The 24,692-nt window shown below is 54.9% G+C and carries 25 protein-coding genes and 1 tRNA gene; 10 read left to right on the forward strand and 16 right to left on the reverse strand.

The window, feature by feature from the left end; translation table 11 throughout:
• The first annotated feature begins 3 nt into the window (after positions 1 to 3).
• The 5 genes from K3757_RS03255 (at position 4) to K3757_RS03275 (ending at position 5,374) form a co-directional block, all read left to right on the forward strand.
• A complete protein-coding gene (locus K3757_RS03255; RefSeq protein ID WP_259999335.1) occupies positions 4 to 717 on the forward strand; it encodes an ATP12 family chaperone protein in 714 nt (237 codons plus the stop codon).
• A gap of 195 nt (positions 718 to 912) precedes the next feature.
• Positions 913 to 1,929 carry an amino acid ABC transporter substrate-binding protein gene (locus K3757_RS03260; protein WP_259999337.1) on the forward strand — a complete coding sequence of 339 codons (1,017 nt, stop codon included), beginning with the start codon at positions 913 to 915 and terminating at the stop codon, positions 1,927 to 1,929.
• Positions 1,930 to 2,055: 126 nt separating this feature from the next.
• Entirely contained in the window at positions 2,056 to 3,294 is a 1,239-nt protein-coding gene (locus K3757_RS03265; protein WP_259999339.1) for an amino acid ABC transporter permease, read from the forward strand.
• 1 nt (position 3,295) lies between these two features.
• Entirely contained in the window at positions 3,296 to 4,594 is a 1,299-nt protein-coding gene (locus K3757_RS03270) for an ABC transporter permease subunit (protein ID WP_259999341.1), read from the forward strand.
• Between the two features lie 12 nt (positions 4,595 to 4,606).
• Positions 4,607 to 5,374, forward strand: a complete 768-nt coding sequence (locus K3757_RS03275; RefSeq protein ID WP_259999343.1) for an amino acid ABC transporter ATP-binding protein — start codon at positions 4,607 to 4,609, stop codon at positions 5,372 to 5,374.
• Between the two features lie 48 nt (positions 5,375 to 5,422).
• Here the strand turns inward: K3757_RS03275 and K3757_RS03280 are convergent, their stop codons facing one another.
• The 7 genes from K3757_RS03280 to ttcA form a co-directional block, all read right to left on the reverse strand.
• Positions 5,423 to 5,917 carry a histidine phosphatase family protein gene (locus K3757_RS03280; RefSeq protein WP_259999345.1) on the reverse strand — a complete coding sequence of 165 codons (495 nt, stop codon included), beginning with the start codon at positions 5,915 to 5,917 and terminating at the stop codon, positions 5,423 to 5,425.
• A gap of 696 nt (positions 5,918 to 6,613) precedes the next feature.
• Positions 6,614 to 7,477 carry an acetylglutamate kinase gene (gene argB / locus K3757_RS03285; RefSeq protein ID WP_259999346.1) on the reverse strand — a complete coding sequence of 288 codons (864 nt, stop codon included), beginning with the start codon at positions 7,475 to 7,477 and terminating at the stop codon, positions 6,614 to 6,616.
• 35 nt (positions 7,478 to 7,512) lie between these two features.
• On the reverse strand, positions 7,513 to 8,163 hold the full coding sequence (gene yihA, locus K3757_RS03290; protein ID WP_259999348.1) for a ribosome biogenesis GTP-binding protein YihA/YsxC: 651 nt from the start codon (positions 8,161 to 8,163) through the stop codon (positions 7,513 to 7,515).
• Positions 8,163 to 8,900 carry an MOSC domain-containing protein gene (locus K3757_RS03295; RefSeq protein ID WP_260001172.1) on the reverse strand — a complete coding sequence of 246 codons (738 nt, stop codon included), beginning with the start codon at positions 8,898 to 8,900 and terminating at the stop codon, positions 8,163 to 8,165. The genes yihA and K3757_RS03295 overlap by 1 nt, the downstream gene beginning before the upstream one ends.
• A complete protein-coding gene (yidC, locus tag K3757_RS03300; RefSeq protein WP_259999350.1) occupies positions 8,900 to 10,726 on the reverse strand; it encodes a membrane protein insertase YidC in 1,827 nt (608 codons plus the stop codon). Before yidC ends, K3757_RS03295 begins: the two co-directional genes overlap by 1 nt.
• A 119-nt stretch (positions 10,727 to 10,845) precedes the next feature.
• Positions 10,846 to 12,396 (reverse strand): bifunctional diguanylate cyclase/phosphodiesterase, encoded by a 1,551-nt coding sequence (locus K3757_RS03305; RefSeq protein ID WP_259999352.1) that lies wholly within the window; start codon positions 12,394 to 12,396, stop codon positions 10,846 to 10,848.
• Between the two features lie 100 nt (positions 12,397 to 12,496).
• Positions 12,497 to 13,336, reverse strand: coding sequence for a tRNA 2-thiocytidine(32) synthetase TtcA (gene ttcA, locus K3757_RS03310; RefSeq protein ID WP_259999354.1), 840 nt, complete (start codon positions 13,334 to 13,336; stop codon positions 12,497 to 12,499).
• Between the two features lie 72 nt (positions 13,337 to 13,408).
• Here ttcA and K3757_RS03315 point away from each other — a divergent pair, with 72 nt between their 5' ends.
• Positions 13,409 to 13,942 (forward strand): DUF3833 domain-containing protein, encoded by a 534-nt coding sequence (locus K3757_RS03315; RefSeq protein WP_259999357.1) that lies wholly within the window; start codon positions 13,409 to 13,411, stop codon positions 13,940 to 13,942.
• A gap of 1 nt (position 13,943) precedes the next feature.
• Here the strand turns inward: K3757_RS03315 and K3757_RS03320 are convergent, their stop codons facing one another.
• Genes K3757_RS03320 through rpmH form a run of 4 tightly spaced genes read right to left on the reverse strand, consistent with a single transcriptional unit; the run spans position 13,944 to position 15,439 of the window.
• Positions 13,944 to 14,636 (reverse strand): hypothetical protein, encoded by a 693-nt coding sequence (locus K3757_RS03320; RefSeq protein WP_259999359.1) that lies wholly within the window; start codon positions 14,634 to 14,636, stop codon positions 13,944 to 13,946.
• A 2-nt stretch (positions 14,637 to 14,638) separates the two neighbouring features.
• The gene (yidD, locus tag K3757_RS03325; RefSeq protein ID WP_259999361.1) at positions 14,639 to 14,866 is read right to left on the reverse strand and encodes a membrane protein insertion efficiency factor YidD; all 228 of its coding nucleotides are present in this window, start codon (positions 14,864 to 14,866) and stop codon (positions 14,639 to 14,641) included.
• Entirely contained in the window at positions 14,863 to 15,282 is a 420-nt protein-coding gene (gene rnpA, locus K3757_RS03330) for a ribonuclease P protein component (RefSeq protein ID WP_259999363.1), read from the reverse strand. The genes yidD and rnpA overlap by 4 nt, the downstream gene beginning before the upstream one ends.
• A gap of 22 nt (positions 15,283 to 15,304) precedes the next feature.
• Entirely contained in the window at positions 15,305 to 15,439 is a 135-nt protein-coding gene (gene rpmH, locus K3757_RS03335) for a 50S ribosomal protein L34 (RefSeq protein WP_005849748.1), read from the reverse strand.
• A 297-nt stretch (positions 15,440 to 15,736) separates the two neighbouring features.
• Between rpmH and K3757_RS03340 the strand changes: the two genes are divergently transcribed.
• The 4 genes from K3757_RS03340 to K3757_RS03355 all read left to right on the forward strand — a co-directional run bounded on the left by K3757_RS03340 (position 15,737) and on the right by K3757_RS03355 (position 19,495).
• A complete protein-coding gene (locus K3757_RS03340) occupies positions 15,737 to 16,474 on the forward strand; it encodes a TVP38/TMEM64 family protein (RefSeq protein WP_259999376.1) in 738 nt (245 codons plus the stop codon).
• Complete coding sequence (locus tag K3757_RS03345; RefSeq protein ID WP_259999378.1) at positions 16,471 to 17,889, forward strand: NAD(P)/FAD-dependent oxidoreductase; 1,419 nt, start codon at positions 16,471 to 16,473, stop codon at positions 17,887 to 17,889. Before K3757_RS03340 ends, K3757_RS03345 begins: the two co-directional genes overlap by 4 nt.
• 64 nt (positions 17,890 to 17,953) lie before the next feature.
• Positions 17,954 to 19,339: a HAMP domain-containing sensor histidine kinase gene (locus tag K3757_RS03350; protein ID WP_259999380.1), complete on the forward strand. Its 1,386-nt coding sequence runs from the start codon at positions 17,954 to 17,956 to the stop codon at positions 19,337 to 19,339.
• A 79-nt stretch (positions 19,340 to 19,418) separates the two neighbouring features.
• Positions 19,419 to 19,495, forward strand: a tRNA-Arg gene (locus tag K3757_RS03355).
• 310 nt (positions 19,496 to 19,805) lie between these two features.
• Here the strand turns inward: K3757_RS03355 and maiA are convergent.
• The 5 genes from maiA to fahA form a co-directional block, all read right to left on the reverse strand.
• A complete protein-coding gene (maiA, locus tag K3757_RS03360; protein ID WP_259999382.1) occupies positions 19,806 to 20,423 on the reverse strand; it encodes a maleylacetoacetate isomerase in 618 nt (205 codons plus the stop codon).
• Positions 20,420 to 20,599: a DUF2783 domain-containing protein gene (locus K3757_RS03365; protein ID WP_259999384.1), complete on the reverse strand. Its 180-nt coding sequence runs from the start codon at positions 20,597 to 20,599 to the stop codon at positions 20,420 to 20,422. The genes maiA and K3757_RS03365 overlap by 4 nt, the downstream gene beginning before the upstream one ends.
• A 2-nt stretch (positions 20,600 to 20,601) precedes the next feature.
• The gene (locus K3757_RS03370; RefSeq protein ID WP_259999386.1) at positions 20,602 to 22,224 is read right to left on the reverse strand and encodes an FAD-dependent oxidoreductase; all 1,623 of its coding nucleotides are present in this window, start codon (positions 22,222 to 22,224) and stop codon (positions 20,602 to 20,604) included.
• 71 nt (positions 22,225 to 22,295) lie between these two features.
• A complete protein-coding gene (locus K3757_RS03375) occupies positions 22,296 to 23,246 on the reverse strand; it encodes an MBL fold metallo-hydrolase (RefSeq protein WP_259999388.1) in 951 nt (316 codons plus the stop codon).
• 20 nt (positions 23,247 to 23,266) lie between these two features.
• Positions 23,267 to 24,520: a fumarylacetoacetase gene (fahA, locus tag K3757_RS03380; protein ID WP_259999390.1), complete on the reverse strand. Its 1,254-nt coding sequence runs from the start codon at positions 24,518 to 24,520 to the stop codon at positions 23,267 to 23,269.
• Positions 24,521 to 24,692: the final 172 nt, after the last annotated feature.

Genomic DNA, 24,692 nt, shown 5'->3' on the forward strand with positions numbered 1-24,692 from the left:
GAGATGAGCGACTGGAAAGCAAAACGGTTCTGGAAAGAGGCCAGCGTAGCAGAGGCTGGGGCCGCTTATGCGATCACGCTGGATGGACGGGCCGTCAAAACTCCGGCCAAGCAGCCCTTGCATGTGCCAACCCGTGCGATGGCCCTTGCCATTGCGCAAGAGTGGGACGCGCAGAAAGACCTGATCAACCCAAACACGATGCCTGCCACCAAAACTGCCAACGCCGCGATCGATAAGGTCACCATTCAGCATGCCGAAGTCGCGGACATGCTTGCGGCTTATGGTGACAGTGATTTGCTATGCTACCGCGCAGATGCTCCGGTTGAACTGGTCGAAAGGCAAGCCGAACAATGGGACCCCATGCTGGATTGGGCGGCCGAGACGCTTTCAGCGAAACTGGAAGCACGTACTGGCGTCATGCACCTACCACAAGACCCCGAGGTTGTTGAGGCATTGCGCCGCCGTACACATGCGCTTGATGCTTTTGAATTGGCCGCTTTCCACGATTTGGTCAGTTTGTCCGGATCTCTGATCCTTGGATTTGCCGCTATTCTGGATGCGAGGCCTGTAGAAACCCTGTGGAAACTGTCCCGTCTCGATGAACTGTGGCAAGAAGAGAAGTGGGGTGAGGACGCCGACGCCACCGCACTGGCCGAGATAAAGCGCGAAGCATTCCTGCATGCGAAGCGTATGTATGACTTGCGTCAGGCCGAATAGTCAAAAAACGGGCATTTCCTCTGAGTCAAGACACTGTTGTGCTGGATTTTTGGTCGCCTTAGCCTTGACCTTTATGCGGGAATCCGCCCAAACTCCCTTGCACTACACGAACGTGGTTCGTGCAGTATCACCACCGGTGTGGAAAACGCCGGTTTATCCATCCGAAAAGCGATGGAAAATCAGGAAGAGGTAAAGATGAAAAAATCAATTATTCTTGGCGCACTCACGATCGCCGGTCTGTCTGCCGGTGCAGCAGCTGCTGGTACGTTGGATGATGTCAAAGCACGCGGCAAACTGAACTGTGGTGTAACCACAGGTCTTGTTGGCTTCGCGGCACCCGATGCGAATGGCGAATGGACTGGTTTTGACGTTTCCGTCTGCCGTGCTGTTGCCGCTGCTGTTCTGGGCGACGCGACTGCTGTTGAATTCGTACCAACAACCGGCAAGACGCGCTTCACCGCACTGGCGTCCGGCGAAATCGACATGCTGGCCCGTAACACCACATGGACATTCTCCCGTGACGTCGACCTGAAGTTCGATTTTATCGGTGTGAACTATTATGACGGCCAAGGCTTCATGGTGCCAAAAGCACTGGGTGTGTCCTCTGCCAAAGATCTTGATGGTGCAACAGTTTGCATTCAGACAGGTACAACAACCGAGCTGAACCTGGCCGACTTCTTCCGCGCCAACAACATCAGCTACGAGCCTGTGCCAATCGAAACCAATGCAGAAGCAAACCAGCAGTACCTTGCCGGTGCCTGCGACGTTTACACAACAGACGCTTCCGGTCTGGCCGCGACACGTGCGACATTCGAAGCACCTGGTGACCACGTCCTGCTGCCAGAAATCGTTTCCAAAGAGCCACTCGGCCCATTGGTTCGCCATGGCGACAACGAGTGGGGCGATGTCGTTCGCTGGACTTTGAACGCACTTATCGCAGCTGAAGAGCTGGGTGTTTCTTCCGCGAACATCGCCGAAATGGCAACGTCCACAACCAACCCAGAAGTTGCACGCCTGTTGGGCACCGAAGGTGACCTTGGCGCGATGCTGGGCCTGGACGCAGATTGGGCCAAGCGCGCAATCGAAACACAGGGTAACTACGGCGAAATCTTTGCTAAGAACATCGGCGAAGACACGCCAATCGGTCTGGCGCGTGGTCTGAACGCACAGTGGACAGATGGCGGCCTGCTGTACACACCACCATTCCGTTAAGCATAACAAGCAAAGGGCGCGGTTTTCCGCGCCCTTTGTGCCTTACGATACGACAATAAAATAAATGATCCGGTACTGACGTCAAAAGACGCATGGAAATAAACCGGGACCACGGGGATACATAAAATGTCGACACTCACGGACCCACCACAGGGCTCGTTCCGGCTATCTATGCTGTTGAACGATACGAGGTACCGGTCGATGACTTTGCAAGTCATCGCAGCAATCATTCTTGCGCTGTCACTCGCATATTTATATTCGAACCTCGCCGCGAACCTTCGGGCGGCCGGTTTGAATATTTCATTCGGGTTTCTTAACAGCTCAGCCGGGTATGATATCAACCAGACACTGATTGATTATAATAGCCAATCATCAAACCTACGTGCCGCCGTTGTCGGTATTCTCAATACACTGCTGGTGGCCTTTCTGGCCTGTATTACAGCAACGATATTCGGCGTGATCGCGGGCGTTTTGCGCCTGTCGAACAACTGGCTCGTGCGTAAACTGATGGCCGTCTACGTTGAAATCTTCCGGAACATTCCCGTGTTGATCTGGATCATCATCATCTTCACGATCATGACAGCCGTCATGCCCAGCCCACGGGACTTCAGGGGTGACACGCCGGCTTCTTCAATGTTGTTTGATCTTTTCGCATTCACCAACCGTGGCGTCTATGTTCCCGGTCCCTACTTTACCCGCGGGTTCGGCGGCGGTGAGGGGAGCGCGCTGAATTGGGTGCTTGTGATTGCAGTGCTGGTTGGATCGTTTTTTGCGACGCGGTTCCTGACAGCGCGGGCGAACAGAATTCAAGAAGCGACAGGTGTCCGTCCCAATACGCTTTGGACCAACCTTGCAATCTGGATTTTGCCGATCTCTATCTTCTGCCTCATCTTTGGCCTGACTTGGGACATCCCTGCGCTCAAGGGCTTTAACTTTGGTGGTGGTATCAAAATTGGCGGCCCGCTGATCGCACTTTGGTTCGCGCTGTCGATCTACACAGGCGCTTTCATTGCTGAAAACGTGCGTGCAGGTATTCAGGCGGTTTCCAAGGGACAGACAGAAGCGGCAGCCGCGTTGGGTATTCGCCCACGCCGGGTTATGAGCCTTGTTGTCCTGCCTCAGGCGCTTCGGGTAATCATCCCGCCGCTGATCTCGCAATATCTCAACATCACGAAGAACTCTTCGCTGGCGATTGCGGTTGGCTACGCTGACATCACAGCGACACTCGGGGGTATTACGCTTAACCAGACGGGCCGCGCGATTGAATGCGTGCTTTTGCTGATGCTCTTCTATCTTGTGATCTCGTTGACGATCTCCGCCGTGATGAACGTTTATAACAACGCTATGAAATTGAAGGAGCGCTGAGATGTCAGATACACATGAACACTCCGTCGCCTTCGTTCGGACAACAGAGATTCCACAACAACCGGCACCGATGAATGCAGCGGGACCGGTCAAATGGATGCGTGAAAACCTGTTTCCAACTTGGGCAAATGCGCTGCTTACCGTGGCTGCGATCTATGTGATCTATCTGATCCTTTCTGCAACGTTGCCATGGATTTTTGGCGGCCTATGGACCACATCATCTCTGGCAGAGTGCCGGGAAGTCCTTCAGGGCAAATCGGCGGCCTGTTTCTCGGTCCTGACCGAGCGCTGGAACCAGCTGCTGTTCGGGTTCAAATACCCGTCTGATATGTACTGGCGCCCGACACTGGCACTTGTGCTGATGTTTGTTGCTTTGGCGCCTGTGCTGTTCTTTGACTTGCCACGCAAGCTGTTGATCGCCACCATTCTTTATCCTTTCATCGCTTACTGGCTGATCTGGGGTGGCACTGTGTTGACCCCGATTTTCGCGCTGGTGGGTTTTGCTGTTGGCTACGTTGTCTACAGCCGCTTCGTTGCACGGAACTTTGCGCTGGCTCTTTCCGGTGGTGTCGCCGCCGCGATGGTCGCTTGGTATATCGGTAGCCTTATCGTTTCGCTCATCGCGCCCGAAACCCCCTTGTTGGAAGCTGTACCTTCCCGCGATCTGGGCGGCTTCATGCTTAATATGATGTTGGGTCTGACCTGTGTGTCGCTATCTGTTCCGCTTGGAATTGCGCTGGCGTTAGGACGACAAAGCTCAATGCCACTGATCAAATGGATCTGTGTGGTTTTCATCGAATTCATTCGCGGCGTGCCGCTTATTACTTTGTTGTTCGTGGCAAGCGTGATGTTGGCGTATTTCTTCCCGCCGGAGGCAACAGTTGATCTGTTCCTTAGGGTCGTCATCATGATCACCATGTTTTCCTCAGCGTATATCGCCGAAGTGATCCGTGGTGGTTTGGCCGCTTTGCCCAAAGGGCAGTACGAAGCGGCAGACAGCCTTGGTTTGGATTACGCACAGGCAATGCGGCTGATCATTCTACCGCAAGCGTTGAAAATCTCGATCCCAGGCATCGTGAACATTGCGGTGGGTCTGTTCAAAGACACCACGCTTGTTTCCGTTATCTCGATGTTTGATCTGGTTGGTATGATCAGGGGACCGATCCTCGCTTCTACCGATTGGAACGGGGTATACTGGGAGCTTTTGGGCTTTGCCGCCTTGCTGTTCTTCGTCGTTTGCTACGGCATTTCACAATATTCGCAGTGGCTGGAACGCCGTCTTGCGACAGATCATCGTTAAGGAGGCCGGAACATGGCTGATACCGCAAAACTCAAAGTATCCGACGAAGTCGCAATCTCGATCCAGAATATGAACAAGTGGTACGGCACTTTCCACGTGCTGCGCGACATTGATCTGACTGTGTATCAAGGGGAACGTATCGTGATTTGTGGGCCTTCAGGCTCGGGTAAATCCACGTTGATCCGCTGCATTAACGCACTGGAAGAGCATCAGAAGGGTTCAATCGAAGTTGATGGCACGCTTCTGTCATCGGACCTTAAGAACATCGATAAGATCCGGTCTGAAGTTGGCATGTGCTTTCAGCACTTCAACCTTTTCCCTCATCTGACGATCCTTGAGAACTGTACATTGGCACCAATCTGGGTTCGTAAAACACCCAAGAAGGAAGCCGAGGAAATCGCAATGCATTTCCTTGAGAAGGTGAAGATCCCTGATCAGGCTGATAAATACCCCGGCCAGCTTTCGGGTGGTCAACAACAGCGTGTGGCGATTGCCCGTTCGCTTTGCATGCGTCCACGGATCATGCTGTTTGATGAACCGACATCGGCCCTTGATCCTGAAATGATCAAGGAAGTTCTGGATACAATGATCGAGCTTGCCGAAGAAGGCATGACAATGCTTTGCGTAACGCACGAAATGGGCTTTGCCCGTCAGGTTGCGAACCGCGTCATCTTTATGGATCAGGGCCAGATTGTTGAGCAGAACGAACCGGAAGAGTTCTTCAACAACCCTCAAAGCCCACGCACACAGCTGTTCCTGAGCCAGATTCTGGGACACTAAACAGCGTATATTTTCATGTGATGATAGGGCGGGGGGAAACCTCCGCCCTTATTCTACGAGATCACGGGGAACGACAAACTCGACGACTTTACCTGTGCCATGGCGAAGCTCACGCCAGTTTTCGATATCGAAATCTACGACAAGTGTTGCGCAAGTCGGGTAGGCATCGAAGGACGGGTGGTCCGGCGCCGTTTCCACCAGCATATCGGCCAGCATGGCTGAGCCGGGGTTATGTGCGACCATGAGAATACAATCTTCAACGCGAGATCGCAGAGCGTCTGCCATAACGTCAGGCTCTGCCAGATAAAGCTGCCGCATGAGAGTTGTTGGTGTATCTTCCAGACTCAGCCTTGCCACAGTCGCGCGCGTGCGTGCGGCGTCCGAGCAGAGAATGTGATCAGGATGCAAAGAACGGCTGCGCATCCAACGCCCAATGGCCTCTGCACTACGGCGTCCGCGCTCGTTTATCACGCGCTCGTGGTCGGGCTTTGTTAGGTCTGACCAGTCAGACTTTGCGTGCCGCATCAAGATAAGACGTTTCATTCATGCTCCTTTAAAAGCGCGCATATGGAATGCGGATTGCTTAGCCGGTCTATTGAATGCCTGACTGACAGGGCAGGCACGCCGTGTTGCGCACCCCAAACTCATACATGCTGTACCCTGCGGGCCTTTGATATATGTTTTACACGCAGGCACATCGTATGGGGCATCGTCTGATAAGGCCCCCACCGGACAGGCCTTAGTGCATGGGCGGTCGTGACAGGTGCTGCAAGGGCTTGGCCCAATTTTCGATTGCATGACCTTTTCATCCAGCATCAAAGCACCGCGGATTGATATCATCAAGCCGGCGCGATCGTGGACCAACATACCTGTTGGAGATTGCCAGAATCGCCCTGTGGCTCGCGCCCAAGCAATGAAGGGTGCGTAGGGTGGCCCATCAGACGGGAATACGCAGGTTCCCCCCATATCATCTGCGAGACGGCCAAGTATGCGTTTTGACCAGCGATCTACTGGATCGGGCTTAGAATCGCTGTATTCTGGCGATGCCACAAAAACATTCCAGAATTTTTCATCCGTACCAATCAAGACAATCGTTTGATGCGCGTAGTCTGGATGCGGCAAATACCCCATCAACATCAGGCCCATAGGGGAAATTGATTGCTCAATCCGCTCCAACACCCTCATGCTTTAAGTCAACACATTGTTAGACAAGCAGGTGTGCAGCGGCAGCCTCATACCTTACCCGGCCCGAATGATTGAGCCCGCGCCATGCTCGGTGAAAAGCTCTAATAGGCAGGCGTTCGGTGCACGACCATCTAGGATAACAGCGGCGCGTACTCCGGCAGCCAGTGCATCCAATGCGGTCTGTGTCTTCGGTATCATTCCGCCCGCGATGGTACCTTCTGATGTCATGTCTTTAATCTGGCTTGCTGTGAGCTCGGTCAGGACTTCACCAGAGGCGTTTTTGACGCCGGACACATCTGTCAGAAGCAACAGGCGGTCGGCCTTGAGCGCTGCAGCAATCGCACCGGCTGCGGTGTCGCCGTTGATGTTGAAAGTCTCTCCGTTCATTCCCATACCCAAAGGGGCAATGACAGGAATGAGTTCTTTTTCAGCCATATCCAGCAACAACCGAGGGTTTACCTGTGTTGGCCTGCCAACAAGGCCAAGTGCGGGATCTTCGGGCTCACAGATAATAAGACCGCTATCCTTGCCGGAAACGCCGACTGCGCGGCCACCCTGTTCGGAAATTGCCTGAACGATGCGGGCATTGACCAGTCCGGACAGGACCATCTCAACCACTTCCATGGTCGCAGCATCGGTCACCCGTTTGCCGTCCACAAACTCTGACTGAATGCCGAGCCGTTTGAGCATGCTGTTAATCATTGGTCCGCCGCCGTGTACAATCACGGGGTTTACGCCAACCTGACGCATCAACACAACGTCGCGGGCGAATTCGTCCATGGCTTCATCGCTGCCCATGGCGTGTCCACCAAGTTTAATTACGACGGTCGCGTCATTGTAGCGCTGCATATACGGCAGCGCTTGTGAAAGAGTGGCGGCAGTAGCGGCCCAATCGCGGTTCATATCTTGTTTTCTCATATCCGTGATCCCTAGTTCATCGGGATCATAGGTACTTATTCGAGCGTGGCAATGACCGAGCGTAGCGTCGGGATGCCCCAGCCTTTTTCTGAAGATGTCACAATCAGTTCGGGAAATGCAGCAGGGTGTTTGCTTAACGCTCTGCGCACCTGATCCAACACCTTTTCCCGTTCGACTTCTTTGACTTTGTCCGCCTTGGTCAACACGACCTGAAATGTCACCGCGGCGCTGTCGAGCAGGCTCATTATTTCGTCATCGACTTTTTTTACACCGTGGCGCGCGTCAATAAGAACAAAGGCGCGGCGCAGCGTTTGGCGACCTTGCAAGAACTGTTTGAGCAGACGCTGCCATTTTTCGACCACTGGCAAAGGCGCGTTTGCATAACCATAGCCCGGCAAATCAACGAGATAGAGATCGTCACCAGCCGTGAAATAGTTAATCTCTTGGGTGCGTCCCGGCGTGTTTGAGGCGCGGGCAAGGGCCTTCATCCCTGTCAGGGCGTTGATCAGGGTTGATTTACCCACATTGGACCGACCGGCAAAACAGACCTCCATTCGATCTGCTTCGGGCAAGCCAGACATCGCGACAACGCCTTTAACAAATTCTGTTTGGCCGGCAAAAAGCAACCGGCCCTTTTCAGCTGAGACCGCATCAGGTTCTTCGACAAGGGGGAAAGGCAGCTGCATTAGATAAGCTCCAATTGGTCGCCAAGGGCGACTTCGCCCGTTTCTATTATACTGGCGTAAATCCCGAAATGCTGGTGATCCAGCATATTGAGAGCCATAAGTGTATCAACGTCGCGTATGCCCGTATCGGTGTTGGCCATTGTGGCTTTGCAGCGCTGAATGCGCTCTTCCACTTTGAGCCTGACGGTCCCCAAGCGTAACTCGCGGCCTAACCACTCGAATTCTTCCCACGCTTGGGCACCATCAAACCAGATGTTGCCGCGCCAGCGCTCTGGCTGGAGCGAGGCGTTTGCGAGCGTTTCGACAGCTTCGTGTGACGCGCGGTTGCACAAAGAAACGGAAGCAAAAGGAGTATCCGTAAAGCCGCGATCCTCTAGCTTGAAAACCCGTGCAGGCTGCGGCCGTTTTGGATCAGCCAAGGGGCGCACCCACTGCAACAGCGCGTCGCTTTGCGTGTCGGGCTGTACTGTCAGATCAGATGTATCCGGGTGCCGCAATGTGATGGTTTTCGTGACCTCATCCAGAGAGGCCGTGATAGCCATCAGGGCGGGTGACTTCGAACCGATGCTAAAGTTCTGGCAAGCGGCCCATTCGCTACCATCTGCCTTGCAGGCGTCATGGGCAATGGCCCACAGGCGATCAAATGGCATCGACTTGCCTTGGGTCAGCGTGACACGCTCTAGCGCCTCACGCCCGTGGCTTTTGACAGGGTGGCGCCAGAGCGCCGATACCTTCATCACTTTTTCGGCTCTGCTTTGGGCTTGCGGCCAAAGCTACCTTTGATGTTCCCCAACAAGTCAGGCTTGTACCCCTGACTGCGCATGATCAGGTACTGTTGGGTGAAGGTGATGGTGTTGTTCGCGATCCAGTAAACGACCAGACCGGAGGCGAAGCTGCCCAGCATGAACATGAATACCCAAGGCATCCAGGCAAAGATCATCTGCTGTGTCGGATCGGTGGGCGCCGGGTTCAGCTTTTGCTGCAACCACATGGAAATACCCAACAGTAGCGGCAGGATGCCGATAAACACCAACGCCATAACGCTGCCTACCTCGGGTGTGCCCCATGGCAGCAGGCCGTAGAAGTTGAAGATAGAGGTCGGGTCAGGTGCGCTTAGATCCTGAAACGGTCCGAAGAATGGTGCGTGACGCAGTTCGATCGTGACAAAAATCACTTTGTAGAGCGAGAAAAAGATCGGAATCTGAAGCAGGATAGGCAAACAGCCGGCAGCTGGATTAACCTTTTCCTTTTTGTAGAGCGCCATCATGCCTTGCTGCATTTTCTGACGATCGTCGCCTGCTTCTTCTTTCAGCTTTTCCATCTTTGGCTGAAGTTCTTTCATCTTCGCCATCGAAACGTAGGATTTGTACGCCAGCGGAAATAGCAGGGCTTTGATGAACAGCGTCAGACCTATGATGGAAAGACCCATGTTGCCAATCAGGAGATTGAGGTGATGAAGCAGCCAAAAAATCGGCTTGGTCAGGAATGAGAACCAGCCCCAGTCGATCGCATCGATAAAGTTATAAACGCCGCCTTCTTCATAGGCCTTGAGTACATCCCATTCCTTTGCGCCAGCAAAGAATTGCGTGGTGTTGGTGATGGTCTGACCCGGCTCAACAGTCTGCACCGGGCTAACGGCTTCTGTTTGGTAGATATCACGGCGCTCGTCATATTTGGCGACGGATTTGAACGCGGTGCCCTGAGTTGGGATCAATACGCTCATCCAGTAGTGATCGGTGAATCCGATCCAGCCGTTTTCGGTTATGTTCTGCTCCTTGGTGCGGGCTCCTGCACGTTGGTTGAACTCGAAGTCTGGCATGTCTTTCCAGTCAGTTTCGGAGTATTCACCATCGGTCATCGCAACGACACCTTCATGGAGAATGAAGAAGTTCTTCAAATCCGGGGGCATCCCGTGACGGGCAAGAACGCCATAAGGCGCAACAGAGGCAGCGGCGCTGCCAGTATTTTCAACAGTCTGCGTGATGGTGAACATAAATTCGTCATCAATCGCGATCTCTTTGGAGAAAATCAGTCCGGCGCCATTGTCCCATCGCAGGGTCACAGGAGAAGCGGTGCCAAGCGTGTCTCCGGACGCGAGTTCCCAAAGAGTGTTGGGGCCAGGGACTGCTGTTGGATCAACGCCTGCTGCTGCGGCCCAGCCGTGTAATGCGTACTGCGCATTTGCCTCATTCGCGGGGAAAAGAATTTCGACAATGGTCGCGTCTTCTTCAAGCGAAGTGCGGTAATCATTCAGAGACAGCTGGTCAATGCGCCCACCCAGCAGTGACAAAGAGCCACTTACGCGGGGTGTTTCAATGGTGACACGAGCTGCGTTATCAAGCGCGCTTGGCGCTGTTTCGGTGCTGACTGTTGACGTCGGATTTGCGGCGGGAACATCCGCGCTGGGCGTTGCCAACGTACCTTCGGCAGGCGTTGATTGCGACGCAACCGTGCCATCAATTGGCGTTTCAGGCTCCGGAGGTGGAAAGAGTACAAACCACACAAGGATCACGACAAAGCTAAGCGCCGTCGCAATGATAAGGTTCTTGTTTTGATCGTCCATTGGCACCGCCACCTGATGTCTGAAAACTGTCCGGTGGGTACACAACGGGGCGCGCCAAAGGTCAAGCGGATTCGCCGCTAGCTGCCCCTTTGTCACATAGGTTTTGGGCTAATTTCCGGTTATTTTCGTCTGCTCTGCATGATGACCGGCACCTCCTGAAGCTTTGCATTGTGGGCGCTGATCCATGCAAGCGTCTGGTCAAACGGCATGGGCCGCCCGATCCCGAACCCTTGCACATGTTGGCAACCAAGTTGTGCAAGCATCACATGCTCACCTACGGTTTCGACGCCCTCTGCAAGAGTTTCAATTTGCAGCCGCTCTGCCATAGTGAGAATTGCGCTGATCATGCGTTGTTGCTCTGGATCGCAGTCAGCTTTCATAACAAAACTACGGTCAATCTTGATGCGGCTGACCGAGAAGCGGCGGATTGATGCGATCGAGGCGTTGCCAGTGCCGAAATCGTCTAGATCTATACGGCATCCCAGAGCGCTCAGGGCATTGATATTAGATGTAATTATGTCATCAGGGGAGCTGGCGACAACTGTTTCGAGAACCTCAACCGCAAGCCGGTCAGGCGTTAGTTCGAAGCGATCCAGATCCCATTTGATCTTTTCCAAAAGTCTCGGATTGCTCAGCTCAGTGCCTGCGAAGTTGACCCCGATCTGCGGCACGTTGACACCTGCAGTATCCCATTGTTTTAGCGCGCGAAAACTATGGTACATCATAATTTCTGCAAGCCTCTCTAGCAGGTTAGAGCTTTCAATAGCTGACAAAAAATCTGCGGGTTGCAGGACACCGCGAACCGGGTGGGTCCATCGAGCAAGTGCTTCAAATCCAGTGATACGGCCGGTGTCAGTACAAAGTTGCGGCTGGAACCAAGGCGTGATTTCGCCACCGTCCAATGCTGCCGCGACATCCTCATGCAACGCACGGCGCGTTTTGCGCTCTTGGTGCATCTGATCGGAATAGGCGCGAATGCTTGAGGCGCCCCTTGACTGAGCGCTACGTAGCGCGATGCAGGCTGCTTCAAGCCATTGCTTGCCTTGGCGCTCTGGCGCGCGGGAATGTTGGCAGAATCCAATAGTGGCATCCACATACACTACCGTTCCGTCAATGGAGATTGGCGCCTCAGCACCCATCTGAAGCCTGCCCGCCATTTGAATGCAGAGTTCCAGCGAGAGTTGGCGGACGGGTGCGACACATACAGCAAAGCGGGCCTCGCCGATCTGGCCGATGACGTCGTCATCTCGCATTGCAGCCTTGAGACGTTCGCCTATCCGTTCGACAATTGTGTCGGCAGCGGCCGACCCATATCGGTCAGTCAGATTTGCAAAATCTTCTATTTCAATGGCGTAAATGCAAGAAAGCTGACCGGTTTCTGCGGCCTCTTCAAAGGTTGCTTCGCAGCGTGCGGCCATGGCGGACCGTGGCAGCAAGCCATTGGCCGACGCTTTCGTCACCGATGACGTATGTATCCCGCCAGAAATCAGATAGGCGGCGGGAGCCAGGGCCGCGAAAACCAGAAGCGCGCCATCGCCACCGAACCAAAATACGGCAAGTGAGAATGCAGGCACAAACGCCAGCGCAGGTGGCGCTGTCAGCAGATCAAAAAGTTGTTTCCGAAAGGCTGCAACATTGAACGCTTTACCATCTTTAGTTTTTCGTGGCACAGGTGTCCCTCCGATACGGACCGTATGTAGTCCGATGCTGACATCGTGGAGGAACATTGCCCGAACATGGGTTAACGTATCGAAACTACCAAATTGAAAACTATTTCAAATTTTCATTTTCTCGCATCAGACCCGCAAAATCGAACAGGTTAGGGTCCAAAAGGTGAGAAGGACGCGCATTGGTGAGTGCGCGAAACATGACCTGACGCCGTCCTGGGCTGTTGCGTTCCCATCCGTCTAGAATCGCTTTGACCTGCTGGCGTTGTAATCCATCCTGCGAACCGCACAGATCACATGGAATGATCGGGTATTTCATCGCGGTCGAGAACTTCTCGCAGTCGGTCTCGGCCACATGTGCGAGAGGGCGATAGACGAACAGATCTCCCTCTTCGTTCAGCAGCTTGGGCGGCATCGTCGCCAGCCTACCACCGTGAAAGAGGTTCATGAAAAAGGTCTCAAGAATGTCGTCCCGGTGATGCCCTAGGACAACGGCAGAGCACCCTTCCTCACGTGCGATCCGGTAGAGGTTGCCACGTCGCAACCGCGAGCAGAGCGCACAAAAGGTGCGGCCGGCGGGGATTTTGTCCATCACGATGGAATAGGTGTCTTGGTACTCTATTCGATGGGGTACGCCCATTCTCTCAAGAAACTCGGGCAGGACGGTTGCTGGAAACCCCGGCTGGCCTTGATCAAGATTACAGGCAAGCAACTCAACCGGTAGCAGGCCGCGCCATTTGAGCTCATGCAAGACCGCTAGAAGTGTGTAGCTGTCTTTGCCGCCTGACAGACAAACCAGCCATTTCGTGCCCGGCTCAATCATGCCGTATTGATCAAGCGCTTCGCGGGTTTGACGCACAATGCGCTTGCGTAGTTTTTTGAACTCGGTGGTTTGTGGTGCGCCTTTGAACAGCGCGTGGATGTCTTCGGGTTGATCAAGCATGTCGTCGTCCTTTGGCGGTTGATTTTATTTATAGCACGTTACTTCTGAACTAAAGGGCTTGGAGGAAGCGGTATGCGGTTTGTATTTCTTGTGGCGACGATGATGTTGGGTGCTTGCATAGCAAAGCCCGCGCTTGACGACGAAAAGATGTCAAAAGGTGATTTCAATCTTGAGGAATATTTTGATGGTCGCGTGCTGGCAAAAGGACAGTTTCAGGACGTGTTCGGCACGGTCCGGCGGCGGTTCGACGTCGTCGTAACGGGAACTTGGGATGGGACCACACTGAAACTGGTAGAGGATTTCACCTACGCTGAAGGCACTACCGAACAGCGGATCTGGTACCTGAAAAAGACTGGCCCCAGGGTGGCAGACCAGACTTGGACTGGTTCTGCAGGCGGCGTCATTGGCACAGCCAAGGGTGAAGAACGTGGCGATACATTCAACTGGACCTACCGCATCGATCTGCCCGTGCCAGAAGGCTCGCTGCGGGTGAGTTTCAACGACTGGATGTGGGATATGGGCGGGGGTCGTGTGCTCAACCGCGCCTATATGAAGAAATTTGGTGCTGACATTGGCGAAGTGATCATCACATTTGAAAAGCAGTAAGCTAGTCGTTCGGGCTGAATGCCTGCTCGGAAAGGGTAATGCCCTCCGGCAATGATATACGGGCAGCATGGGTGCCCTTGGTTGTTTCGAATATCACGTCAGCCTGCGTCGCACTTTGTGTAGACACGGCTAGCAACGCGCGTACGCTCTTAGCGATTTGCACCGGAGCGCTCCATCTGGCGTCTGTCAGATAGAGGGTTTTATCGTCACGCTCGGATAGGTGGCCGTTGCCGTCAGTGTCCTGCTCTATCACAACCATGATTTGCCCCAGTTTCTGATCAGTATCGGCTGAGGCTAAAATTAGATCGCGGGTTTCGATTATCAGGCGATCCGTTTGCGCAAAAAGCCAGCGGTTGGTCTGTCCTTCGATATCAACAATCCGAAAGTTGACCAAAGCGTTGTTGGTTTGTCGGCCATAGCCTTGATCGCTGTCAGTTTGCTCCAGATACAATGGCAGAGCATAGGGCTGCGATCCGTTTGGTATCTGCGGAACGCCGAAACGAAGGGGATGCGCGGATGTGCTGGCCTTTTGAGGCGCCATCAGCGCGACGGCGGTGGATTCTTTGGGGGCAAAGCGGGCCTCACGGAAATCACGGCTCAATTGCCAGCCGATCAAGAAGAGCAATGTCAGAACTGCGAAACCGATGGCGATGGCATTGAAGCGCCAGACCCATTTGAAAAATCCGGTATCCACTATCAGTCCTTCTCTGGAACAGGATCATAGCCGTCGCCGCCAAACGGGTGGCAGCGCCCGATGCGGCGGGCGGCAAGCCAGCTGCCTTTGATCGGTCCGTGCTTTTCTAGCGCTTCAAGAGCGTAGGCCGAACAGGTTGGTTGGTAGCGGCAATTGAACCCGACCCACGGGCTGAAAACAAGTCTGTACGCGCGAATAGGCAAAGCGATGATTCGAACCAGAACCGTCATTTTTTCGGGCCATGCAGTATAGCCAATGCCTTGTGCAGATCATCTAGTAATCGGGAGAAGGGCAGGGCGGCAGTGGCACCATTACGCCCGATCAGGACATAGTCGTGGCCAACGCGCCCCTCGGTTGGCAGTACTGCACGCGCAATTTCGCGCAGGCGGCGTTTGGCGCGGTTGCGCGCGACAGCATTGCCGACTTTCTTGGAACAAGTGTATCCGATGCGTATGCCTTCGGCATCGCCATCGGGGCGACGCAGCATTTGCAGGACAAAACCGGACATCGCAACGCGTTTGCCCCGAGCCGCGCGCTGAAAGTCACGCCGTTGGGTCAATACGGTAAGAGATGGGCATGACAAAACCGCCGGAGACGTTGCCCCGTTGGCGGTTGTGCCAATCAGGTCGGTCTCCGGCGGTGTCATAGCGTTAAGGCTTGGGCGCGAATTACGCGCTCAGCTCTTTCCGGCCCTGTGCGCGGCGCGCATTAATGATCTTACGGCCGGCTTTTGTTGCCATGCGCGCACGAAAACCGTGGCGGCGCTTACGAACGAGGTTCGAAGGTTGGTAGGTGCGCTTCATCGCTCCGTCTCCATCTAGTATAAGCTGCGCGCTGCGGATTCGCGGCGACGCGTCAATTCAGACCCGTCCTCTAAAGGGCTGCGCGCCCCAAGTCAAACCCTGCTGGGCGGGAAAACGTCTTGATCTGCAATAAATATGCTTTGACGGGGCGTGAAATGTTTCAATCCAGCGTATTAGGGCGCAAAGAGGCCCACAATTCAACACGTGTGATCAAGCAAGCGTGAGCGGGCTGTCTAACTGCGGCGCAAGAGCGCATCTAGGATGTCAGACAGCCGCCTTGGAGCAGGAAAGATGACAATGACTAGCCAGATTGATGCGAAAAAGTCCCCGATTGCGCGGTTCGGCCCGTTTGTGGTGATCGTGCTGGTCGCTGCGCTTGGCGCATTCTTATTGCGCGACTATCTCAGCTTCGAGGTATTGCGCGATAATCGCGAGGCGTTGATTGCGTTTCGGGACAATCATCTGATCTTAACCGTACTGGGTTTTCTGATAGCGTATGTGCTGATCGTGACCTTTTCATTGCCCGGTGCAACGATTGCTACGCTCACTGGTGGATTTCTGTTCGGAACTGCTGCGGGCTCCGCGCTCAATGTGGCTGCGGCTACATCAGGTGCTACGCTGATCTTTCTAGCGGCGCGTATGGGGCTTGGAGAGAGGCTCAAGGCGCGCTTGGATGCATCCGACGGAATCGTGTCGCGGATCAAGAAAGGCTTGGACGAAAATCAGTGGTCGATGCTGTTCTTTATCCGTCTGGTTCCCGCCGTTCCCTTCTTTGTTGCCAACCTGATCCCGGCGTTCTTGGGTGTGCCGCTGACTAGGTTTGTTGTTTCTACGTTTTTGGGAATTATCCCAGGTTCGCTTGTTTACACCTCGGTTGGCGCAGGCCTTGGGGAAGTTTTTGCGCGTGGAGAGACTCCAAACCTTGGAATCATATTCGAGCCACATATTCTGTTTCCAATCCTTGGGCTGTGCGCATTGTCGTTGCTGCCCGTTCTCATCAAGGCCGTCACCGGTAAAAAGGACCTACTGAAATGAAACGTATCAAAACAGACATTCTCATTATTGGTGCGGGTTCAGGCGGGCTTTCTGTCGCAGCGGGCGCCGCGCAGATGGGGGCGGACGTCGTGCTTCTCGAAGGGCATAAGATGGGGGGGGATTGTCTCAATTATGGGTGTGTTCCTTCCAAGGCGCTAATTGCGACGGGCAAGGCGGCGTATTCGCAGCGCAACAGCGCGCAATACGGCGTAGCTGATGCAGCAGGGGATGTGGATTATGCTGCTGCGAAGGATCATGTGGCAGATGTGATTGCGACAATTGCGCCCGTGGACAGTCAGGAACGGTTCGAGGGGTTCGGGATCAATGTGATCCGCGAATTTGGTCGTTTTATTTCAAAAGACGAAGTTCAAGCCGGTGACACCGTTATCAAAGCAAGACGGATTGTGATCGCTACAGGGTCGTCGCCTTTGGTGCCGCCGATTCCCGGTTTGGACAAAGTGCCGTTTGAAACAAACGAGACGTTATTCGATCTTCGTGAAAAGCCCGATCATCTGATTATCATCGGGGGCGGACCAATCGGAATGGAGATGGCGCAGGCCCACATCCGGATGGGCTGCAAGGTTACCGTGATTGAAGGTGCAAAAGCGTTGGGCAAAGATGATCCCGAGTTGGCTGAAGTTGTATTGAACTCACTCAAAGGCGAGGGCGTAGAGATCGCCGAGGATGCGGTTGCCGCAGAAATCCGGGGGCAAGCGGGGGCAATCGAGATAGAGACCAAGGACGGGCGTCTTTTCAAGGGAACCCATCTGCTGATGGCTGTTGGACGGCGGGCCAACACCGACAAGCTTGATCTGGAAGCCGGTGGGGTAAAACCTTCGCGCAATGGCATCGAAGTGGACGATAGCTTGCGCTCAAGCAACCGCCGCGTCTATGCGATTGGCGATGTTGCAGGTGGTCTGCAATTCACCCACGTAGCTGGATACCATGCCGGTGTTATTATCCGCTCTATGCTGTTCGGGCTGCCGTCAAAGGCCAAAACATCCCACATCCCTTGGGCAACTTATACAGACCCTGAATTGGCGCAGGTCGGGATGACAGAGGCGGAGGCGCGTGAGAACCATGGAGAGGCGTTGGAAGTTGTGAGGTTTCACTACAACCACAATGATCGTGCGATTGCTGAGAGAAAAACAAAAGGTTTTATTAAGGTGATGGTCGTTAAAGGCCGACCTGTTGGGGCCTCTATCGTTGGGTATCAGGCAGGGGAGCTGATCAATCTTTGGGCGTTGGCGCTGGCCAATAAGATGAAGATGAGCCAGATTGCCGCTATGGTTGCCCCTTATCCCACGATTGGCGAGATCAACAAGCGCGCAGCAGGCGCGTATTTCAGCCCACGGCTGTTCGAAAGCGATCTTGTTAAACGTGTTGTAGGGTTTGTGCAGCGGTTCGTACCGTGACAGCAGTGACGCGCGTCTGCGACGGCGCCCCACCCGCCGTCCCGAAGTGATCAAAGGCCTTGCAATGATTAACTCTCTCTCCGGTCGACTGCTGGTCCTGACAACTGTGTTTGTCATGCTTGCCGAGGTGCTGATCTTTGTCCCCTCAATCGCAAGGTTTCGCGAAGACTATATGCTCAATCGGCTCGAGCGGGCGCAGATCGCTTCTCTGACGTTGCTGGCTGACGACATGATCGATGTTGAGCTGGAGGCGGAGTTGCTGCGAAATGCCGAGGTGTTCAACATTGTGCTTCGCCGGGACGAAGTGCGCCAACTGGTTCTGTCTTCGCCCATGCCGCAGGTGATCTCGGGCACAGTAGATCTGCGCGATAGCGCCGCGGCTGTTCTGATCCGCGACGCGATGAGGCGCCTGTTGAAGCCGGAAAATGAAGTCATCCGTGTGATCGGTGCACCAGTTCGGGACGCTGGTATTCTGATTGAGGTAACAATGGAGACGGCGCCGATGCGCGCGGCGATGATTGACTACGGTCTAAGGATTCTGCTGCTTTCCGCGGTTATATCCGTGTTTACGGCGTTCCTTTTGTTCATTGCCATGCGGATTTTTCTGGTGAAACCGATCAAGGGCGTGGTCGAAGATATGCAGCGCTATTCGGCAGCGCCCGAAGATGCCCGTCGAATCATCATTCCGTCTGCCGGCGTGACGGAGCTGCGAGAGGCCGAAGAAGCGCTGAAATCACTGCAGACACAATTAACTGGCGCGCTTCGCCAGAAAGAGCGTCTGGCGCAGTTAGGCGCGGCAGTGAGCAAGATCAGCCACGACTTGCGCAACATTCTTACTTCCGCACAGCTATTTACCGACCGGATCGAAATGTCGGAGGATCCTGTTGTTGCCCGGATGGCGCCCAAGCTCGTCGGGTCAATCACCCGTGCCGTGCATCTTTGCGAATCGACGCTTGCTTTTGGTCGGGCTGAAGAGCCGGGGCCGACCCTGACTGTGGTTCGTCTGGCGGATATCGTGGAAGAAGTTTTGGAAGGTGAGCGTCTTGCTTCAGGGGACTGTGCGCTTGAACTCATTAACGACGTCCCGCCAGACCTCCATATTCGCGCGGATCCTGAACAGATGTACCGCGTGATTGGTAACCTCGTCCGTAACGCCCGTCAGGCGATCACATCGGCCCAATCAGTAGGTGAGATCGTCATTAACGCCACGGAAGATGCCCATGAATGGGTTATTACATTCCGAGATACCGGCCCTGGTCTACCACCCAAGGCGCAGGAGCACCTGTTTGCACCGTTTCAAGGGTCTGTGCGGAAAGGTGGCTCTGGTCTGGGGCTTGCTATCTCGGCAGAGTTGGTGCGAGGGCATGGCGGGGACATCCGGTTGTCCAAAACGGGCTCGGAGGGAAGTGAGTTTACTATCTCTCTGCCGAAGGGTGACGGCACGATTTGAGAAATATTGCCGTCTTGTTGATTTTGCGCTCTTTGAGGGCTTGCATTGCCCGAACGCTCCTACTAAACCGCCCCTCAGTGGACCGATAGCTCAGCTGGATAGAGTACCTGACTACGAATCAGGGGGTCGGGGGTTCGAATCCTCCTCGGTCCGCCACTTCACACTTTAGATGAGTTTCTCGAAGTGTGAAGAATGGCGGAACAAGTCTGCTTCTCAATAATACATTGAACAGTAAACGACCCGAGACTGCTTTGCAGGATGGCGGGGATGCCTCATTTTCAGCAATCTGGGGCTATGATAGGGGCTTGAGAATGCTGTCTTTCGCGGGAGCTGAAATGACGCGCCAGCCGGGCTGGCGCAGCCCTTCTCGGGAACAGACGTCTTAAAGACGTCAGATTGAATGCTTGCGGTCTGACATGAGCAAGAAGCGAACCATCATGGTCGCTATTTTACTCCTACGCGTATTCTAGAAATCCGGATGAGCATCTATGAACGCGGGGTGCCGCGCGCAGCTTTGCTCTACCGTTTTTATCCGGTGGAAGCCGCCAAAATCAGCGCCCCAGCGTTTTGCGTTATAGATTTGTGGCATGAGGACGATGTCAGCCAACCCCGGTTTCGGGCCGCAACAGAACGGTTCCTGTGTGAACCCCACAAGCAGGCCTTCGAATGCCGCCAGACGTGTTGTGATGAAATGGCGCATCCAATTGGTGCGGGCGGGCTCTTTTCTTTGCGTGGCGAAGTCGACGACAGACAGGTTGCACACTGGGTGAAGGTCCACTGCAATCGCATGGGCAAGGGCAGTCTGGCGGGCGCGTTCGTAGGAATTCGCTGGCAAAAGTCGCAGATCTCGGGTGGCGTCGAGGTAGTCCAGAATGGCCAGAGACTGGGTCATTCGGTGACCGTCAATATCCAACACGGGCACAAAGCCTTGTGGATTGCGCGCAAGATGGTCCGCGCCAAGGTTCTCTTTGGCAAGCAAATCTACATGCTCAATCCGGTAATCCACACCCGCAAGGTTCAGTGCAATGCGCAGTCGGTAGCTGGCCGAAGATTTGGGATAGTCCCATAGGACAATTTCCTTCATTTAGCGGCGTTCAATGCGGCGCTAAGTATGGCCCGGTCGCCGATGTGATTGGCCAACGTCAGGATCAGCCGCGCGTTGAATGCATCGCTTTGTTCCTTGCTCAGCCCCTCATGCGCGCGGATCAGCTCTTCGTAGAAACCGTCGGGGTCGGTCAGGTTCGGGCTTAGGTTCAGCATAATCAGGCCTTTCCAATGGCGGTTTGTAGGGCGCGGGCGACTGCGGTCTCGTCAAAACGGGACCAGCGGGCGACGACGTGCTGATCGGGCCGGATGAGGTAGACTGCCGCTGGCTCCTTTCCAAGGTAACGGGCTGTGAGTTCCTCCGACGGATTATCAACGTGCAAGACTGTCGCGTGGATGCCGCCTGTTGTGACATCGCTGACTGCGCAGCCTACTGCCATCAGGGTGAACCCGCCGCCGAGGTGATCAAGGATGAAGCCGTCGCCGTGTGGTGCATCAGGGCAGGGCATGCCGGGACTGGACGCAGTCGGCCCCCCGTCCAGTGCGTCTTCACCAAACAGATCGAATCCCGCATAGTTACATGGCACGGACAGGCGCCCGGAGTTGACCATCGGCCGGGCAAAGGTGTGGCGGCTTGCTAGTTCCAGCACCGCGTTGCGGAAAACCTTGGAAATATCGGTTTTGGGCGTCATGAAATCCGTCGCGCGAGAGGAGTTCAGGATGTTCTCATCTGCGCCATGCTCGCGCTCGGTTGAGTAGGTTTCCAGCAGGCGTTCATCGGCAAGGCCCTTAAGTACAAGATCCAGCTTCCATGCCAGGTTTTCGGCGTCCTGCACGCCCGAGTTCGCGCCGCGTGCGCCAAACGGCGAAACCTGATGCGCGCTGTCGCCCGCGAAAATGACATTGCCATGGCGAAATTTCTGCATCCGACGGCATTGAAAGGTATAAATTGAAGTCCATTCAAGTTCATATTCGGGGACATAGCCTGCTTGTGAAGATAGCATGGCGTCCACTCTTGCGCGAATACGGTCGGGATCAAGTTCTTGTTCCCGGTCGATATCCCAGCCAAGTTGAAAGTCGATGCGCCAAATATCATCAGGCTGCTTGTGCAATAGCGCTGACTGTCCCGCGCCCTTGAAAGGCGGCTCGAACCAGAACCATCGCTCGGTCGGGAAGTCGGCTTTCATGTGAACGTCTGCAATGAGGAAGTTGTCCTCAAACACGCGACCATCAAAGGTGAGACCCATCATGTCGCGCAGCGGTGAGCGAGCACCATCACAGGCAATGAGGTAGTCGGCCTCAAGCGTGTAGGGGCCGTCAGGCGTATCTACGGTCAGAGTGGTGTAGCTGCCGTGGTTTTTGAGCGCGGAGACACAGTTGCGCCCCCGAATTTCTATCGGCGCACCCGCTGCCTGTGCGGCGTTAATCGCATCAACAAGGTATTTTTCGAAGTAAGGTTGCTGCAAGTTGATGAAGGCAGGATTGCGGTGGCCGGTGTCGGGTTGGAGATTGAAATCAAAAAGCTTTTCATCCGCATAGAATACTTTGCCGACGTTCCAGACCACGCCTTTATCGACCATCGGCTGGCTGGCACCCAACCGGTTGGCAATATCGAGTGTGCGTTTGGAAAAGCAGATCGCTTTGGAGCCGAGCCCCGCGCCATCATGGTCGTCCAACACCAGCGCAGGTGTGCCTTTCTGGCCCAGATCCAATGCAAGAGCCAAGCCGACAGGCCCACCTCCGACGATGACAACAGGATGACGGGCGGGGGCGCTGTTCTGCTCCTCTACGCGGACGTAAGGATAAAGCTGGAAGGCGGTTTTGTAACGAGTGGCGACCACTTTAATGTCTCCCAAATTTGGTGAAGTAGGCGCAGCTTGCTTGTCTGCGCCCACTCATCTTTTGATGGGGTTTAGCCCTGAAGTGCGGCCCACATTTCCAGATCGCGTTCGGCGGTCCAAATGCGCGGGTGGGTGATGCCGCGTGCTTCGTCATAGGCGCGGGCAACATTGAACGGCAGGCAATGCTCATAGATCGCATAGTCGGCAAACTTCGGATCACACTCGGCGCGTACAGCGTCCCATGCCTGTTTCAACGTGCCGCCCTGTGCTGCCACGCGGGCAGCAGGTGCATAAGTGGAGTCCACGAAGTCGCGCGTACTCTCGATGGCGCGGTTTACGGCTTCTTTGCCGATCAATGCACCGCCGCGACCGGGGGCGATTGAGTTCACGTCATAGGCTTTGATTGCGTCCAGCGTGGTACCCCAATCAGCGAAGTGGCCATCACCGCAATAGCAGGCGGAATGATCTTCCACGATGTCGCCAGTGAACATCACGTTCTCGTCCGGAACGTGGATCACGATATCTCCTGCTGTGTGGGCGCGACCAAGGTGCATCAGATCAACGCGGCGCTTACCCAAATGAACGGTCATGCGGTCGTTGAACGTAGTCGTTGGAAAGGTGAGGCCGGGAATGCTTTCGTATCCCTCAAACAGGCGCGGGAAACGCTGGAATTCGGAATCCCAATCTTCCTGACCGCGCTCCATCACCATGCCACGGGCGGCTTCGCCCATGATGATCTGGTCTGCGCCGTAGGCAGAGGCACCCAGCACACGTACCGCGTGATAGTGGGTCAGAACGACGTGGCTGATCGGCTTGTCGGTGACTTTACGGACCTGTTCGATGACTTTATGCGCCAGTCGCGGGGTTGCCTGCGCCTCTACGATCATCACGCTTTCGTCGCCAATGATAACGCCGGAGTTCGGATCGCCCTCTGCGGTAAAGGCCCACAGATCGCGACCGATCTCGTCGAAGGTGATTTTCTTTTCGGTCATGTCGCCTTGGGAGGCAAAAGCTTTGGCCATTGGGGTGTCCTAACGTGAGATTATGGGAATTTAACGGCTGGTTTGATCGTGCCGGTGCAGGCGCCAAACCCGATCAGGTAGCCATCGCCTTTTGCGGCGCCGTGCAGGGTAAGCGTGTCACCGTCTTCGATAAAGCTGCGGGTCTGACCGTTGCCGATATCGACCGGCTCCTTGCCGCCCCAGCTTAGCTCAAGCAGGCTGCCGCGCTGGTGTTTTTCAGGGCCGGAAATCGTGCCTGACCCCAAGAGATCGCCGGGCGTCATCGCGCAGCCCGAACTTGCATGATGGGCAAGCTGTTGGGCGGCAGAGTAATACATTTCTTTGTAGTTGGTTTCGCAGATCGTTGTCTTGGCGCCGCCTTGCGGCTGGATCGTCACTGACAAGTCGATATCGTACAGCATCGGCTTGGGTTCTTGCAGGTAGGGCAGCAGTTCGCGCTCACGCGCTGGTGTGGATGTGCGAAACGGCTCAAGCGCAGCGCGTGTGACGATCCATGGGCTGATTGATGTGGCAAACGCCTTGGCCTGGAACGGACCGAGCGGCTGGTATTCCCACGCCTGAATGTCGCGTGCTGACCAGTCGTTGAGCAGAACGTAGCCAAAGATCATCTCATCTGCCTGCGCCACGCTGACAGGATGACCAAGCTCTGACGCAGTGCCAACAATCGCACCCATCTCCAGCTCGATATCAAGTCGTTTGCATGGACCGAAGGAGGGTGTGTCGGCATCCGGTGCTTTGGTTTGGCCATTGGGGCGTATGACATCGGTTCCCGAAACAACAACAGAAGAAGCACGCCCGTTGTACCCGATCGGTATATGTAGCCAGTTGGGCGGTAACGCGTTTTCAGCCCCACGAAACATCGTGCCGACATTCGTGGCGTGATGGCGGCCTGCGTAAAAATCGGTGTACTCGGCTACAACAATGGGCATTTCCATGCGCGCCTCTGACATCGGTACCAAATGCGGCGCGACAGTGGCCTGTTCGGATGCGCCTTCTACAAGCAACTCTTGGAGCCGTGCGCGTAAGATTTCCCACGCCTCAGGCCCTAGCTCCATCACGTCGTTCCAATATGGCACATCGAAAACGGGGTTTTCGGCCAGCTCGATCAGGCCAACTTCTTCCGCGGCAGACAGATCAAGGATCATATCCCCGATGGCCACACCGCAGCGCGGCTCAAGGCTGTTGGTGGTGAACACACCGTAGGGAAGGTTGTTCAAGGGAAAAGGGCACTCTGCGCGGTTCGCGCTTTCTACCCAAGATTTCATCAAAGTCATCACTGGTCCTAAATTTTGGTGCGGAGGGGCCGCGCCGTTTTTCAATCGCCGCCGCCGTCTCCGCTGTCGCCGCCACAATCGCTATCCAGGGAATATCCGCCACTGCCCGTCCCGCGATTGCTCACGCTACGATAGGTGGTGCGAAAGCGCGTAGGCTTATAATAATCCCACG

The organism is Sulfitobacter sp. S223, from assembly GCF_025143825.1.
In the GTDB taxonomy this organism is placed as follows: Bacteria; Pseudomonadota; Alphaproteobacteria; order Rhodobacterales; family Rhodobacteraceae; genus Sulfitobacter.

Coding starts and splice junctions, on each gene's coding strand:
- K3757_RS03255 (WP_259999335.1), top strand. CDS start 4: ATGAGCGACTGGAAAGCAAAACGGTTCTGGAAAGAGGCCAGCGTAGCA.
- K3757_RS03260 (WP_259999337.1), top strand. CDS start 913: ATGAAAAAATCAATTATTCTTGGCGCACTCACGATCGCCGGTCTGTCT.
- K3757_RS03265 (WP_259999339.1), top strand. CDS start 2,056: ATGTCGACACTCACGGACCCACCACAGGGCTCGTTCCGGCTATCTATG.
- K3757_RS03270 (WP_259999341.1), top strand. CDS start 3,296: ATGTCAGATACACATGAACACTCCGTCGCCTTCGTTCGGACAACAGAG.
- K3757_RS03275 (WP_259999343.1), top strand. CDS start 4,607: ATGGCTGATACCGCAAAACTCAAAGTATCCGACGAAGTCGCAATCTCG.
- K3757_RS03280 (WP_259999345.1), bottom strand. CDS start 5,917: ATGAAACGTCTTATCTTGATGCGGCACGCAAAGTCTGACTGGTCAGAC.
- argB (WP_259999346.1), bottom strand. CDS start 7,477: ATGAGAAAACAAGATATGAACCGCGATTGGGCCGCTACTGCCGCCACT.
- yihA (WP_259999348.1), bottom strand. CDS start 8,163: ATGCAGCTGCCTTTCCCCCTTGTCGAAGAACCTGATGCGGTCTCAGCT.
- K3757_RS03295 (WP_260001172.1), bottom strand. CDS start 8,900: ATGAAGGTATCGGCGCTCTGGCGCCACCCTGTCAAAAGCCACGGGCGT.
- yidC (WP_259999350.1), bottom strand. CDS start 10,726: ATGGACGATCAAAACAAGAACCTTATCATTGCGACGGCGCTTAGCTTT.
- ttcA (WP_259999354.1), bottom strand. CDS start 13,336: ATGCTTGATCAACCCGAAGACATCCACGCGCTGTTCAAAGGCGCACCA.
- K3757_RS03315 (WP_259999357.1), top strand. CDS start 13,409: ATGCGGTTTGTATTTCTTGTGGCGACGATGATGTTGGGTGCTTGCATA.
- yidD (WP_259999361.1), bottom strand. CDS start 14,866: ATGACGGTTCTGGTTCGAATCATCGCTTTGCCTATTCGCGCGTACAGA.
- rnpA (WP_259999363.1), bottom strand. CDS start 15,282: ATGACACCGCCGGAGACCGACCTGATTGGCACAACCGCCAACGGGGCA.
- rpmH (WP_005849748.1), bottom strand. CDS start 15,439: ATGAAGCGCACCTACCAACCTTCGAACCTCGTTCGTAAGCGCCGCCAC.
- K3757_RS03340 (WP_259999376.1), top strand. CDS start 15,737: ATGACTAGCCAGATTGATGCGAAAAAGTCCCCGATTGCGCGGTTCGGC.
- K3757_RS03345 (WP_259999378.1), top strand. CDS start 16,471: ATGAAACGTATCAAAACAGACATTCTCATTATTGGTGCGGGTTCAGGC.
- K3757_RS03350 (WP_259999380.1), top strand. CDS start 17,954: ATGATTAACTCTCTCTCCGGTCGACTGCTGGTCCTGACAACTGTGTTT.
- maiA (WP_259999382.1), bottom strand. CDS start 20,423: ATGAAGGAAATTGTCCTATGGGACTATCCCAAATCTTCGGCCAGCTAC.
- K3757_RS03365 (WP_259999384.1), bottom strand. CDS start 20,599: ATGCTGAACCTAAGCCCGAACCTGACCGACCCCGACGGTTTCTACGAA.
- K3757_RS03375 (WP_259999388.1), bottom strand. CDS start 23,246: ATGGCCAAAGCTTTTGCCTCCCAAGGCGACATGACCGAAAAGAAAATC.
- fahA (WP_259999390.1), bottom strand. CDS start 24,520: ATGACTTTGATGAAATCTTGGGTAGAAAGCGCGAACCGCGCAGAGTGC.